Annotated in this window: 8 protein-coding genes; 2 read left to right on the top strand and 6 right to left on the bottom strand. The window is 63.1% G+C overall.

Annotation, left to right across the window (positions count from 1 at the left end; all coding sequences use genetic code 11):
- Positions 1 to 140 precede the first annotated feature (140 nt).
- The gene (locus GBEM_RS01520) at positions 141 to 1,145 is read left to right on the top strand and encodes an amidohydrolase family protein (RefSeq protein WP_012528741.1); all 1,005 of its coding nucleotides are present in this window, start codon (positions 141 to 143) and stop codon (positions 1,143 to 1,145) included.
- 164 nt (positions 1,146 to 1,309) lie between these two features.
- Entirely contained in the window at positions 1,310 to 4,684 is a 3,375-nt protein-coding gene (locus GBEM_RS01515) for an acyl-[ACP]--phospholipid O-acyltransferase (RefSeq protein ID WP_012528740.1), read from the top strand.
- Between the two features lie 64 nt (positions 4,685 to 4,748).
- Here the strand turns inward: GBEM_RS01515 and GBEM_RS01510 are convergent, their stop codons facing one another.
- The 6 genes from GBEM_RS01510 to GBEM_RS01490 all read right to left on the bottom strand — a co-directional run bounded on the left by GBEM_RS01510 (position 4,749) and on the right by GBEM_RS01490 (position 14,513).
- Entirely contained in the window at positions 4,749 to 5,384 is a 636-nt protein-coding gene (locus GBEM_RS01510; protein WP_012528739.1) for a flavodoxin family protein, read from the bottom strand.
- A 270-nt stretch (positions 5,385 to 5,654) separates the two neighbouring features.
- Positions 5,655 to 6,872, bottom strand: a complete 1,218-nt coding sequence (locus GBEM_RS01505; RefSeq protein WP_012528738.1) for a Tll0287-like domain-containing protein — start codon at positions 6,870 to 6,872, stop codon at positions 5,655 to 5,657.
- Positions 6,873 to 6,898: 26 nt separating this feature from the next.
- Entirely contained in the window at positions 6,899 to 10,903 is a 4,005-nt protein-coding gene (locus tag GBEM_RS01500) for a FecR family protein (protein WP_012528737.1), read from the bottom strand.
- Positions 10,904 to 10,914: 11 nt separating this feature from the next.
- Positions 10,915 to 12,162, bottom strand: coding sequence for an outer membrane beta-barrel protein (locus GBEM_RS01495; protein ID WP_226373914.1), 1,248 nt, complete (start codon positions 12,160 to 12,162; stop codon positions 10,915 to 10,917).
- 26 nt (positions 12,163 to 12,188) lie between these two features.
- Positions 12,189 to 12,425, bottom strand: coding sequence for a hypothetical protein (locus GBEM_RS21650; protein ID WP_226373913.1), 237 nt, complete (start codon positions 12,423 to 12,425; stop codon positions 12,189 to 12,191).
- Positions 12,426 to 12,590: 165 nt separating this feature from the next.
- Positions 12,591 to 14,513, bottom strand: coding sequence for a CHASE2 domain-containing protein (locus GBEM_RS01490; RefSeq protein WP_226373912.1), 1,923 nt, complete (start codon positions 14,511 to 14,513; stop codon positions 12,591 to 12,593).
- Positions 14,514 to 14,603 lie beyond the last annotated feature (90 nt).

Raw genomic sequence — 14,603 nt, 5'->3', positions numbered from 1 at the left:
AAGGGGGGAACCTGGACAAGGGGACTGGCTCCATCAGGTGCCTGTCCCCCTTGCGTTCCACTTGGTTACGAAGCTGGAGCTTCGGTCTGCATTGCGTTCCCAAGGTGGACCTTGGGAACGAGATTAAAAAGGCGGCCCAAATGCCGAACGACACGAGAAAGAACATCATCGACATCCACTGCCACACGGCGGGGATCGGGGCGGGAGAGAGCGGCTGCTTCGTGTCGCCTGCCTTGATGGGAAGTTGGAAGTACTGGGTCTACCTCCGCGCCTTTGGCGTTACGGAGCAGGAACTGAAGCGGGAGGGGGACGGCCTGGTGATGCGCCGGACTTCGGAGCGCCTGGCGCAATCGGAGCGGGTGGCATCCGCGGTCATCCTCGCCATGGACGGCGTGGTAGACGCAAACGGGAACCTCGACAGGTCGCGCACGGAAATGTTCATCCCCAACGAGTTCGTGGCGAAGGAAACGGCCAAGTACCCGAACCTCCTCTTCGGCGCCAGCATCAACCCGTTCCGCCCTGACGCCATCGAACGGCTGGAGCGGGCCGCGGAATCTGGTGCGGTGCTGCTGAAGTGGCTTCCCGCCATCCAGCACATCGACCCTGCGGACGAAAGGCTGATCCCGTTCTACCTGAAGCTGAAACAACTGGGACTGCCGCTCCTCACCCACACGGGGAAGGAAAGCTCTTTCACCAGCGCGAAGGAAGAACTGGGGGACCCGGAGCGCCTGAGGCTGCCGCTTTTCTTAGGCGTCACGGTGATCGCCGCACATGCCGCGAGCAGCGGGAAAAGCCAGGGGGAGGATAACCATGACCGCTTCCTGCGCTTGTGCCGGGAATTCCCCAACCTCTATGCGGACATCTCGGCGCTTACCCAGATAAACCGCCTGGGTCACCTGCAACGTCTCCTCAAGCAGACCGAGCTGCACGGCCGCCTCTTGTACGGAACGGACATGCCGCTTTTGAGGACGCCGCTGGTCACCCCTTTCGCCTACTCCCACGTGCTGCCGCTTCGGCGCATGGTGGAGATTGCCCGCATTGCCAACGTGTGGGACCGGGACGTGGCGCTGAAAGAGGCGCTGGGGGTGCCGGAGCTGGTCTTCAACAACGTGCAGTGGATGAAGGACACGCCCCCCCTCCCTTGACGGGAGGGGGACGGGGGGTGGGTGAAGTTGCCAGCAGCGTAAAGGGTGGCACCTACCCCCACCCCCTAACCCCCTCCCGCAAGGGGAGGGGGGACTAGGTGACAAAATGCAATAGCCACCGGTGACGGAAGATCGTCGCTATGCAGCAACTCAAGAGGTATGACATGACATCGAACTCACGCTCCAACCCGCTTGCCTGGCTCAACGCGACCCAGTTCCTCGGGGCCTTGAACGACAACATACTGAAGCTTTTGATCATCTTCTTCCTGATCGGCACACATGGCGCGGCCGAAGCCGGTGCGGTCACGGCAGGGGTGGGCGCTGCTTTCGTGCTCCCCTTCCTGATCCTGTCGGCACCGGCCGGTAGCCTCGCCGACAAACTGGCGAAGTCCCGGCTCATCTTCGGGGTGAAACTGTTCGAGGCGGCGGCGACGCTTCTGGCAGTCATCGCCTTCGCCCTGCGCCTTGAGCCTCTCCTCTACCTGGTCGTCTTCCTGATGGGTTGCCACAGCGCGCTCTTCGCGCCGGCCAAGTACGGGATCATTCCGGAACTGGTCCCCAAGGAAGGGCTCTCCCGCGCCAACGGGCTGATCGAATCTTTCACCTTCCTGGCCATCATCGTCGGCACAGCGCTAGCCTCGGCACTCACCCAGGCGGCAGGTGGGCGCTTTTGGCTGGCGGCATGCGCCTGCCTCGCGGTGGCGCTCACCGGACTTGGCTCCGCGCGGTTGATGGGAAACACGGTCCACTGCGACGCCTCCCGGCCGGTTGCCCTCCTCCCCACCCGCATCCTTAAGACGGTGAACGAAATGCGCCGCGACCGCCACCTCATGCTGGCGGTCATCGGGCTCGCCTGGTTCATGTTCATCGGGGCCTTCGCCCAGCTGAACCTGATCGGCTACGGGATGGAAGAACTCGGGCTCACCGAGGCACAGAGCGGCTACCTCTTCCTGGCGGCGGCTTTCGGCATCGGCATCGGGTCGCTTCTTGCCGCGAAGCTTTCGGGAAGGGACGTCGAGTTCGGCATCGTGCCGCTGGGGGCCACCGGCCTCACCCTGGCGCCGGTGCTGCTGCACGCCGTCCCCGGCAACCTCGCCGCGAGCCTGGTCATCATCGTCGGCTTCGGCGTCTCGGCGGGGGTATTCAGCCTGCCGCTGCAGACCTTCATCCAGCTTCGGGCGGACGATTCCAATCAGGGGGAGGTGCTGGCGGCCTCCAGCTTCATCAACTGGGTGGGGATACTGGCAGCCTCCGGGCTCACCTGGCTCTTCAGCGGCCCGCTGGGTATGAGCGCAGCGCAAGGGTTCAGCCTCGTCGGCGCCATGACGCTGCTCCTCACCGCGCTTTCCTTCCGCGCCCTCCCGGACTTCCTGCTGCGCTTCATAGCACTTGTTACCATGCGCATCTTTTACCGGATCAGGATCATCGGCAGAGAGAACCTCCCGGTGGAAGGGCCGGCGCTCCTCATCCCCAACCACGTGACCTGGGCGGACGCGCTCCTCCTGACGGCCACCAACCAGCGCCGCATCCGTTTCGTCATGGAGCGGAGCATCTACAACACGCCGGTCTTGAACGCCCTGTTCCGACTGATGGGGGTGATCCCGGTCTCCTCCACGGACGGCAAGAGGGAGATGCTGCAATTCATCAAAAGCGCCCGCGCGGCACTCGACGAAGGGTACATGGTCTGCATCTTCGCCGAGGGCGCGCTCACCCGCAACGGGATGCTAGGCGAGTTCCGCGGCGGCTTCGAGCGCATCGTGAAAGACAGCGGCCACCCCATCGTCCCCGTCTACATCGGCGGCGCCTGGGGGAGCATCCTCTCCTACGCGCACGGCCGGCTTCTCTCCCGACTGCCGGCGCTTGCCCCCTACCCGGTCACCATCCTCTTCGGGATCCCGATGCCGGCCAAAAGCCGCGCCATCGAGGTACGCCAAAAGGTGGCGGAACTCTCCTGCGACTATTTCGAATCGAAGAAAGAGCAGCGCCGCCCGTTGCCGGAGTATTTCGTACGCACGGCGCGGCAACAGTGGAACCGCAACGCCATCGCGGACAGCTCCGGCAAGAACCTTAGCTATGGTCGGACGCTGGCGGGGGCCGTTGCGCTGGCGGGTAAAGTGGAGCGGGAGCTCGGCGCCTCGGTGCATGTGGGGATACTGCTCCCTCCTTCGGCGGGTGGGGCACTGGCAAACCTGGCGGTCTCGTTGCTGGGGAGGATCCCGGTGAACCTCAACTACACCGCGACGGAATCTTCCTTTCGCTCCGCGATAGAGCAGTGCGGCATCAGCACGGTTATAACCTCGCGGGTGTTCCTGGAGAAGCTCCCCGCCCTGCCACGACTCTCAGGGATGATTTACCTGGAGGACCTTGCCCCCGCCATCTCCGGTTGGGACAAGCTGACCGCCGTCCTTAAGGCGCGCCTCTTCCCTGTCCGCCTCATCTGCCGCAGCGGCGCATTCCACCCGGACCGGACCGCGACCGTCATCTTCTCGTCCGGCAGCACCGGCGAACCGAAGGGGGTGATGCTCAGCCACCACAACATCATGTCCAACATCGAGGCGCTGCGCATGGTGTTCCGTGTCGACCTGAACGACAACGTCTGCTCCGCCCTACCCTTCTTCCATTCGTTAGGATTCACCGGGACGCTCTGGTTCCCGCTGGTCTCGGGCTTTTCCGCCGCCTACCACCCGAACCCCATGGAAGGGGAGAAGATCGCCGCGGTCGCGCGAGAGCACAAATCCACGCTGCTTCTCGCCACGCCCACCTTCCTGCTCGCCTATCTGCGCCGGGCAAAAGTGGAGGATTTCGCCGCCCTGAGGCTGGTGATCACCGGGGCCGAGAAGCTGAAGGTTAAGGTCGCCGATGCCTTCGAGGAGAAGTTCGGCGTGCGCCCGATGGAGGGATACGGGGCAACCGAGCTTTCGCCGGTTATCACGCTGAGCCTGCCGGACGTGGAGATCGACGGGGTCAGGCAGCATGGCTCCAAGGAGGGAAGCGTGGGGCATCCGATTCCGGGCGTCGCCATCAAGGTGGTGGATCCGGAGAGCGGGGCCGTATTGGAGCCGGGAGCGGCGGGGATGATCCTGGTCAAGGGACCGAACGTGATGTCGGGGTATCTCGGGCGCGCCGACAAGAGCGCGGAGGTGCTGCGGGACGGGTGGTACCTGACCGGCGACATCGGCGTGATGGACGAGGACGGTTTCATCAGGATCACCGACCGTATGTCCCGGTTCAGCAAGATCGGCGGAGAGATGGTGCCGCACGGGGCAATCGAGGACGAACTGCACACGTGCCTGGGGCAAACCGGCGTGCTGGCGGTCACCGCCGTCCCGGACGATAAGAAGGGGGAAAAGCTGGTGGTGGTTTATGCCAGGGGGGCCACCGACGCCGTTACGATGCAGCGGCATCTGGCGGAGAGCGCGCTGCCGAACCTGTGGAAGCCGGCGCGGGATTGTTACCTGGAAGTGGAAAGCCTCCCGATGCTGGGGACGGGGAAGCTGGATCTCAAAGGGCTGAAGGAGTTGGCGCTGGCTGGGCTTTAAGGGGGACAGGCTTTAAGGGGGACAGGCTACTTTTTTTACAAAAAAGTAGCCTGTCCCCTTTGGTTTACCGGATGAAGTGGGTGTAGACCTTATCCTCTTTCTCCGGTGCCGGGACGGCTTCTTTGCCGTGCTGCACCAGCTTCATCATCCACGCCATGTTCTTGCCCAAGACGCGCATGATCTGCATCCCTTCTCCGTCCTGAAGCACTTCGCCGGGAGCCCTGCCGTGGATCACGTTCCAATAGTTGGAGGTCGCCACGAGCATTTCGGAGTAGTTGATAAAGTGGTTCAATTGGTCGGTGGTGGTCACCCCGCCTGAGCGACGCACCGCCACGACGGAGGCGGCTACTTTGTGCCGGAACAGGCCGCCGTTGACACCGCCGACGAAGAAGGCGCGGTCGAGGAACGACTTCAGGGTCCCGCCGATCCCGGCGTAGTGCACCGGAGAGCCGAGGATGATGGCGTCTGCGCTCTTCATCTTCTGCACCCACTCGTTCACTTCGTCGTCCTTCAGCGCGCACTGCTCGTTCTGGTGCTTCGCGCATTGCATGCAGGCGATGCAGCCGCGGATGGTCTTGTTGCCGACGTGGACGATCTCGGTCTCTATCCCTTCCTTTTCCAGCTCGGCGGCGACGAGCTTGATGGCGTGATAGGTGTTTCCTTCCCGGTTAGGGCTTCCGTTGAATGCCACCATCTTCATATTGTGCTCCTCCAATTCGGTTGTATTCCCGGCTTTTCTTTTAGATTTAGATGGGTTTTATACGACCATTCGCCTCAAATGGTCAATAACGAACTTGTCGGGAACGCTGCCGGCAGACACAAAAGGGAGGCCTTTAAGGGGACTGGCTCCGCAAGGTGCCTGTCCCCCTTAAAACGCAGCACATAATCAATAAGAACTTATTGGGGAAATGCTGCCGCAAAGCGAAAAGGGGGACAGGCAACTTTTTTTACAAAAAAGTAGCCTGTCCCCTTACCGTTCCAATTTCTTGAACCCCTCCTTGAGCTCCTTGAAGCAGGACGGGCAGATGCCGTGGCTGAAGTGCGCATCGGAATGCTCGATTATGTACTGCTCCAACTGCTGCCAGCTCTCTTCGTCGGTGCGTATCTTCTTGCAGTACGAGCAGATGGGGAGAATCCCTTCCAGGGTCCGCACCTTGGCCAGGGCCTGTTCAAGCTGCGCGACCTTGGCCGCCAGTTCGAGCTGTATCTGCTCGCGCACTAGTACGTCTTCCTCCAGCGCCTTGTTGGCCGACTCCAGCTCCGCAGTCCTTTCCTGCACCTGCTCCACCAGCCCGTCCTTCTCCCTGCGCAGATGGCGGGAGAGGTCGTTGAAGGTTGCCGTGAGCTCTTTCAGTTCCTCCGCCCTCGACAACTGGGGGATATCCTGCCCCAGTTTGCTTTCGTCGCGCAGTATGGCGTCGGTCCGGTCTCGCAGGTCAGTGAGCGGGTTCAGCAGCATGCGGTTCATGGCCAGGAACTGCGCCGCAGACGACACCCCGAGGATGGCCAAGAGCAGCAAGCAGAGTTCGAAGGAGAGCTTGTTGGCGTTGGCGTACGCCTCCTGCAGCGGGATGCGTATCGATATGGCGGAGACCAGTTCGCCGTCCTGACGGCTGAAGCTGCGCTCGGGGCCGTATCTCGCCACCATGTCGGCAGGCGCCGCGGCCGGGGTGCTGTGGCAGCGCAGGCAGCTCTTTTCCATGCTCTCGCCGCGACGCATAACCACGAAGAAGGGTTTCCCGTCGATCTGCCGGACGAAGGACTTCACGGAAAGGCCAGCGTCTTTCCTGATCTCCTCCAGGAAGGCCCGTTCTACCGGATCCGCTTCGTTGCGCGGGCTGCGGGCGTTGATCGCACACTCCTTGTAATAGATGTCGCTCTTGGAGAAGGCCTTGTTGTAAAGATCGATCTCCCGCACCGCGTAGGTGGAGGACATCCACACCGGGTCGAAATATTGCTCGGGGCGATATTTGTCGGTCAGGTGAAAAATCTGCGGTTTTAGCTGATTGGAAAAATAGCTGTGGATGGCGAGGTTACGGTCCAGGATCAGCCTCGCCTTTTCCTGGGCCTCCACCAGCGCCTGGGCACGCTGCTGATTGTTGACGGTGAGGATGATGGCCGCGGAGACGATTAGAAACAAGAACACATGCAGCGAGAGGAACATTTTTCGCGTCGTGGTCCTGAGCATAGTTGATGCCTCCGCAGCCTTCCCTTTTACTTGACTACACCCGCTGCAGTACCCGTGAAGGTGGACGTGCCTGCGTCGCTGCGGCCGGCGGCGACCCCGGTGAACTGGACGTTGGGCTGCGTGCCGACCATGCCGCTGTTGCCGTTGAACTGGAGGCTCCCGGACCACTTGCTGTTGGTCGCATCCCACTGCTTGACGGTGAAGGTGGGGGAGAATCCGGAGGCGTTGGTAGACACGCCCTGGGTAAGCGTCGCCGCGGAGCCAGGGGTGGGGACGCTCACGTAGCTCCCCGAAATGCTGTCGGTGGCGAACAGTTGGGGACGGCCGGTGGCAACCGGCGCGAAGAAGCGCACGTTCTGGAGCGCGACGCTGTACTCGCTGTTGCCGCCGGAGAAATCCGCTTTCCCTACTTCCACCGCCGGTATTTTCAGCTTGTTCAAGATACCGTCCGGGTCTTTGGCGACCGCCATGGAGACATACTTGCTGGTCTCAAGCCATATCCCCGAGGTCATGGACTGCAGCGTCACCGGGTTGAAGGTTCCCACCGTCTCCCCGATGAAAATGCCGGTCATAGGGATCGCGGTGGGGCTCACGTTCACCATCTCGTACCATGCGGCCCGAACCCCTGCAGCCATCTGCCCGGCCCCCGGGTTCCACATCTGCCCACCCATGGTCCCCACCATGGTCAGGTTGGGATCGGGAAGGACGAAGTCGATGCTCCAGTTGGTGTTGCCGGTCGCCCCCGCGCTATAGGGGGCGTAAAAGCCGAACTGCCCGATGCCCCATTGCGGAGAGTTCGCCAGGAAGCTGCGGGTAAAGGTGTCGACGCTCCCCCCGCCTAGCGTCACCCCGTTGCCGACAAAGGAGGTGCCGGCGCCAAAGTTGGTCGTAGCCGTAATGATGCTGCCGGCGCTGTTGAGTGTGGCCGCGGTCACGGTGGGGGCAGCTTCGAGCTGTACCGGGAACATATCGCCTTCGTTTTGCCAGATCTTGCTGGAGGGGTCGAGGAAACCGGAGAATTTCCCCTGCAGCACGCCGGCTCTGCCGGAGGGATCGATGTAGAGGGCGCTGGCTACGCCGATGATGCCGGGGTTGCCGGGACTCCCCCCCGCGGTGCTGACCCCGCCGACCATGTGCCCGTAGTAGGCGCCGCCGTCGGCGGTCAGGGCCTGTCCGGTGGGAACGTCAAAGGAGCTGATGGGCGCAGTGAAGATGTAGTCGATATTGGTGAGCGCCTGGCTCGGGGTGAGGAAGCCGATCCCCTTGAAGTCCGCGGTGAGAAGCGGCGTGGAGCCCCACAGGGACATGCCGCCCATGACGCCGTTTACTGTGCCGTAGGAGGTAAGCGCCCCGGCGGAGAAGCGCTTGAGGTCGCCGACGATCTTGTTGAAGAAGGTGACCGGGTGCGCTATCCCGGCGGCGCTCCCGCTGAAGGTCGTGCCGCTGACGGTGCCTACGGCTATGCCGTCGAATCCCCTTCTGAACGAGGTGCCGGTCTCACCGATCGCGTTGACGTTCCCAAGCCAGGTATTGCCGGCGGTGCTGACACCGGCAACCCAGAGGTTCCCCATTACATTGCTGACGCTAGGAGCGGCGGCGTCCATGAGGGAGAAATTCTGGTGCTGCAGCGACCCGCCGAAGCTGCCGCTCACGTTCTGCGCCACCCAGAGAGATATGGGGCTGGCCGTCCTGTTGTAGAACTTGATGGTGCCGAAGCTGACGCTCCCCGTGGCGTTGCTCCCGGACAAGGTGAAGCTGTCGGGCCCCGCCAGGGTCGGAAAGCCGAGACCGGCGGCCAGGGTCGGGTTGGCCAGGAAGCGGTTCACGTCGATGTAGACGCCGGTGGTGACGGCGCCGAAGGTCGTGGCATTGGCGCCTGAGTTCACGCTCCCCGTGAGGTTGCCGGTGAGTAGCCTGAGGCTCCCGGCAGCCAGGTCGCCCCATACGCCGTCGGCCTTGCCGGTGAGGGCCCCTTGTTGCCAGTTGCCTAGGGAGACCACCTTGACGGCGTTCTCAAGGTTGAAGATGCCGGCGGCGTCTACCGTGCCCCACTCCCCGTTGCTGGAGAGCACCAGCTGGCTGCCGCTACCGGCGTAGGAACCGAAGGATTCCCTGGTCCAGATGCCGAAGGTCGGGTCAGCCGCCAGGTGGGCGATCTGCAGCACGTCGCCGCGGTCGGCAATAGTTCCGCTGTAGTTGAGGGCGGCATCGAAGAGGAAGCCTTCAGCCTGGTTTTTCCCGCCCATGTTGCCCGTCAGCACCGGACCGGTGAGCTCGACCATGGTCGTTCCTGTCTTGGAGTTCCACCAGTCGGCGGTGAAAGACGTGGGGACAAGGGTGCTAGTCGGGGTCATCTCGGTCAGGGTCAACGAACCGGTGCCGCTGACCTTGCCGGTTGCCGTGCCACCCGCAGCGCCCCCCTGCATCAGGCCGATCTTTCCGGTCGGATCGACGTAGATCCCGCTCAGGCTGGTGTCGATGGTGGTGCCGGTTGCGGCGTTATCGATGGACCTCCCGCCGAAGTAGCCGAAGAAGGCGCCGCCGTCGGTCGTGGTTTGGGTGGTCGTGCTGTCGGAGAAGAAGCGGCCGAACCAGTAGTGGTTAGGCTGCTGCAGAGGCAGCGTAGGATAGCTGCCGGTGAGGCTTATCGAAGCGCTCTTGGTCGCCCAGAGCGAGGTCGTGCCCGAGATCACCGGGGCGAAGCTTGGGTCGCTGACGATGGTGAGCAGGTTGGAGGCAGGATCTATTACCGAGAGCCGGGACATAAGCCCGCCGGCGAGCGTGCCCCTAAAAACCGGCGGTGTGCCGCCGGTTGTGCCGCCAGTGGTTCCGCCGGTCGTTCCCGTTCCATCAGCCGAGATAGTAGAGCCGCTTGTCGCAGCCTGGGTGAACTGGTCCCTCGCCTGGGTGCTGGCAGTTGTCACTGGGATCACAACAGTCGTAGGTGACGTGGTCGGCGTCATTGGAGCTTGTGAGATGGGGGCTTGTGTCGGCGGAGCGCTCAGCACGGGGCTGGGATCCGTAAAACTAGGGGTGCTGAGGCCGGGGCCGCCAGTACTGGGGGTAGGACTATCACCGCCAACGGGACTACCAGAGGCAGTACTCGCAGGTCCTGACGCATGGCTACCTAAAGAAGTGCTGCCGCCGGAGCCGGAAGTCGCCTGCGAGCTGGATGAGCCAGTACCCGCACCGCCGTTTCCGGCGGGGGCGGGTGCCGCGCCCTGCGGCTCGCCGCCTTTATTCCCGGTCGGGTTGACGTCGCTTTGGTGGCTGTTCATCTCCTTGTCGGAAACCGGCCGCGGCGGTGTGGGGGCGTTGTGCTTGGTGACGGTGGTGGCGGTACCGGCCACGAGGGTTACCCCCTTGGAGGGCTGGGACAGGCTCGTGGTGTGCACCACCCCCTGCAGAACCGCTACCCCGGTCACGTTGGCCTGGTGATAGACGTAAAAGGAGGTGCCGCGCACACCGGCTATGGCATTTGGGGTCCGGATCTCGAAGGTGCGCACCGCGCCGCCGGCCGCCGCGGGAACGACCGTCGCCTGCACCTTGCCGCGGGGAAGGGCGAGCTTGCGGTTGGAGGCCGAATATTCCCCCACGTCGATGCGGCTTCTCTGGGCGATCTTGACGACGCTCCCGTCGTTGAAGGTGAGCTCGGCCCGGGCATTGCTCTTGGTGCGGACGAAGTCACCTTTCTGCACCGCCCCCCCAACCTTGGCCGCTACCGCCGGAAGCTGGCCGCCCGGCATGATATCCACCGCGCCTTCCACCACGGTCAGTTTTCCCACCACCTCGGCCAGTGCGGCGCCCGGGACCCCCAGGAACAGCAAGGGGAGCAACAGCGAGATCAGGACCAGCCTGCGCTGCACAGGGAAGCGAAGCTTCCAGTTGCTCTCGTGCTCGGAAGCTGGAACCTGGGAACAAGGAAAGGTGTTGTTGCGCTCCCAAGCCCCAATTTCGGGATGGGTGGAATCGTTGTTACGTTCCGAAGCCGGGGCCTGGGGACGTGAAAAGTTGTTTCTGGCACTGATCATGGCTCTGTCTCCTAAAAACTGAACTCAATTCCCGTGCTGAAGGTGTTGCGGCTGTAGTCGTACACCTTGATGTTTGATTCCGCCTTGGTGTGCGAGTACTGGGCCAAGAGCGCTAGGTTCCTGTTCAGGTTCCAGCTGAGGCCGGCGGTTCCGAACCAGGTGGTGTCGTCGCGCTGAACGTCGAAGACGGTGTTGGTCTTGAAGTAGTCCTGGGTGGATACCTCGCCGGAGAGGTTCAACTTCAGCGCCACGGTGAGCGGGATGACCCCGCTCACCGAATAGCGGTGCCCGCGGTTCTTCCAGTTCACTCCCCTGGCGTCGTCGTAGCTGAAGTCGTAGCGCAGGGCGGCCATTCCGCCCAGCTCCCCGTAGCTGAAGATGTATCCGGCGGAGGCGCCCCCTATGTTGGCGTCGCGGTCCTCGTCCTGCACCAGCGGGTCCTGCAGCATGTCGCGGCGGGTGAAGCTCGCGCCGGCCTGCAGTATGTGCTGCGGCGCGGCCTGCCAGGACCAGGTCGGCCGTACCGAGACCAGGGCCTGATACGCCTTCTCCTTCAAGAGCACGTGACTGAGGCTGATGGGGGCCGAGAAGATCGAATTGCCGAAGGCGTGGCCCAGGTTGACGGTGAGCGAGTTGATGACGGTGCTGGGATTTTCCTCATCTGTGTTGGTATCGCCGTACTTGGTGCTCTGCACCAGGTATTGGGCGCTGAAGGTGTAGTCGTTTTCCAGAAGGGGTGTGTAGTCGAGGCGGAAGTTACCCATGAAGGCGTGGTCGCGCTGCCCGGTCGGGTTGCCGATCTGCGCCCTGGCCCCAGGGTTCGACGGGCTGGAGATGGCGTTGTCGTCGTAGAGGTAGTTGAGCCCCAGGGTCAGGTGCAGCGGCTGGTAGCTATCCAGGATGCGGGTGAAGGACTGCTCGTATTCCTTGGCGTACCCCGCTATCTCCGAATTGGGGTCGGCGGCGACCACCGCCCTCAGGGCGTCCCGGGCCCGGGTCAGCTTGCGCGAACCCGCCATGACCATGGCGATCTGGAGTTGCGCCGATTGGGTGAGGGACGGGTCGAGCAGCTTCGCCTTTTCGAACGAAGCGACCGCTTCCTCGCGTTGGCCCAGCCCCGAGAGGATGATCCCTTTCAGGAAAGCGCTCCGCGCCGGGTTCACCCCCTCGTTCTCCGAGCGGTTCGCCCATTGGAGCGCCTTCTCGTCATCCCCCTGCACATGCCAGGCGTCGGCCAGCTCCAGGTAGGAATCGAGCACCGGGGGCTTGAGCGTCGCCGCATCGGTCAGGTCCTTGATGGCGCCGGGGATGTCCCCCCCTGTTTGCGCGCCATGCCTAGGTAGAATGCGGCAAGCGACGACTTAGGCTCTTCGGCGCGCGCCTTCTGCAAGAGGGCCAGCGCCTCCTCGAAGTTCTCCACGCGGTACTGGATGATCCCCTCATCGAGGTTTGCAGCCTGCGCAGGCGCTGCGCAGGTGAATGCGGCGATGAGCGCCGCGGCGGCTAGGGATGTTTTGGTCACGTTTACTCCCTCCTAAAATCAAACCGTTGGCAAGGAGCACATCTGAGGAAATCTGAGAATATAAATCTGAGAGAACCGAAACGGAAGGTTAAGACAGTTCTCCGTCAAGGCAGTTCTCAGAAGTCCTCAGATTTTCTCCTTGCTAATGGTTTTGGGGTTGGGCTTTTATTTTTCCGTCAGTCTCACAGGTTCCATCTCCTCGCACTCGATGATGACGGCGGGAGCGGTTCCATTGGTAACTGCGGTGTAGAGCGTCACCGGCTGCTCCTTCCCTTTGACGATCACCCGGCTGATGCCGCTCAACTCGATGCCGGAGAGCGTCCCCGCCTCGATGGCGCCTCGCAGCTTCTCCACCGTCTTCTCGGTGATGAGGATCCCCGCATCGAAGCGGCGGGTCAGCGACTCGACCCGGCTCGCCAGGTTCACCTCGTCGCCAATGACGGTGTAGTCCATCTTCTTCCCCTCGGCGCCGATGTTCCCGACGATGACCTCGCCGGTGTTGATGCCGATGCCGCAGCTAAGCTTCGGTTTCCCCTCCCGGTCCCACTTCCCGTGGAGTTCCGCAAGCCGCGCCTGTAACTCCAGCGCGCAGCGCACCGCTCGCTCGGCGTGGTCGGCGCAGGGAAGCGGCGCGTTCCAAAAGACCATGATGGCGTCGCCGATGAACTTATCGAGGGTCCCCCCCCACTTGAGGATGACGTCGGTCATCTCCCCCAGGTACTCGTTCAGGAGGGCGACCACTTCCTCCGGCGCGTGCTGCTCGGAAAAGGTGGTGAACCCCCTCACGTCGGAGAAGAGGATGCTTATCTCGCGCTTCTCGCCGCCGAGCCTCGCCAGGGCCGGGTTCTCGATCAGCTCGTTGACGATGGTCGTGGTGACGTAGCTTGAGAACATGGCGCGTATCCTGCGGGCGCGGCGCTCCTCGACCGTGTAGTTCCAGCCGGTCACCGACATGAAGAGGCAAAGGACGTTCCCCATCGGGCAGGCGAGGTTCACCCACACGCCGAAGCGGCTGAAGAGGACGACCCCGGCGGCAGCGATGGCCGCACCGCCGGCCGCTACCGCCACCGCCCCCCACAAAAGCCGCAAGCGGCTCAAGACCAGCGCCATGGCCAACCCCGTCAGGAGCAGGAAGAGAAGGTCCTCCCCCTTTGTCGCTTTCACCAGGAACCGGTTCTCCAGGATGGAAGCGGCGATGGTCGCCTGCTTCTCCACCCCGGGCATGACCGCCGTGAATGGGGTGACCCTTAGATCCAGCATGCCGACGGCGGAGGCGCCGATGAAGACGATCCGGTTGCCGAGCTCTTTCGCGCCCACCTTGCCGTCGACGATGTCCGCGATGGAGATGTGGCGCAGCGTCCGCCCCGGCCCGTAGTAGTTGATCGGCATGCGCCCCCAGCGGTCGGTGGGGATCACCGTATTGCCGACCGCGATGGAACTGGCGGCGTGCACCTGCAGCTTGTCTGCGGAGACCCCCTTGAAGAAGGCGGCGCTCTTGAGTCCCAGGGAGGGGTAGAGGAGGCCGTCGTAGGCGACCACAAGGGCCTCCCAGCGGAGCGTCCCGTCGAAGTAATCGGGCAGCATGCTGATGTGCGCCAGCGACATGGCGCTATCCCTAAGCGGCTTCACCGGCATGATCGGTACCCCGCCCGAGGTTATGGGGGGGAAGTTCCGGTACAGCTCAGGTTCCAGGATCGCGGTAAGCGCCGACGGCTCCAGGTCCGGGTTGGCGCGCCGTTTGGAGGCGGTCTCGAAGTCGAAGACGATGGGAAGAACGACGTTGCCGGCGTCGGCTATGGCGCGGGAGAGAATCCGGTCGTCCTCGTCGCTTTCGGGAAAGATCACGTCGAAGGCGATCACCGCCGCCTCGGCCCGGGCCAGCTTGTCCACCAGCCCCGCCATCACCTCGCGGCTCCAGGGCCAGCGCCCCAGCCTCGCCAGGCTTTTCTCGTCGATGACCGCTATCACCACCTGGTCCGGCGCCTTCACCGGGCCGCGCAGATGGAAACGGAGGTCGTAGAGCTTCGCCTCGGTGATCTCCAGCGGGAGCGGATTCTCAACCAGCAACAGGCAAAAGAGCGCGGTCACGGCGCAGCCGATAAGGAAGCGGATTGTGGCTGAGCTGAGATGACGACGCGATGGGGCAGCGAACCTTGAACGCCGAACGTTGAACGGGTT

The sequence above is a fragment of the Citrifermentans bemidjiense Bem genome (genome assembly GCF_000020725.1).
In the GTDB taxonomy this organism is placed as follows: domain Bacteria; phylum Desulfobacterota; class Desulfuromonadia; order Geobacterales; family Geobacteraceae; genus Geomonas; species Geomonas bemidjiensis.
Note: the sequence above shows the minus strand (reverse complement) of the source record. Positions and strands in the feature narration are given on the sequence as shown.

Excerpts from the sequence above, each read along its gene's own strand:
- GBEM_RS01515 (WP_012528740.1), top strand. The coding sequence starts at position 1,310 with ATGACATCGAACTCACGCTCCAACCCGCTTGCCTGGCTCAACGCGACC.
- GBEM_RS01510 (WP_012528739.1), bottom strand. The coding sequence starts at position 5,384 with ATGAAGATGGTGGCATTCAACGGAAGCCCTAACCGGGAAGGAAACACC.
- GBEM_RS01520 (WP_012528741.1), top strand. The coding sequence starts at position 141 with ATGCCGAACGACACGAGAAAGAACATCATCGACATCCACTGCCACACG.
- GBEM_RS01505 (WP_012528738.1), bottom strand. The coding sequence starts at position 6,872 with ATGCTCAGGACCACGACGCGAAAAATGTTCCTCTCGCTGCATGTGTTC.
- GBEM_RS01500 (WP_012528737.1), bottom strand. The coding sequence starts at position 10,903 with ATGATCAGTGCCAGAAACAACTTTTCACGTCCCCAGGCCCCGGCTTCG.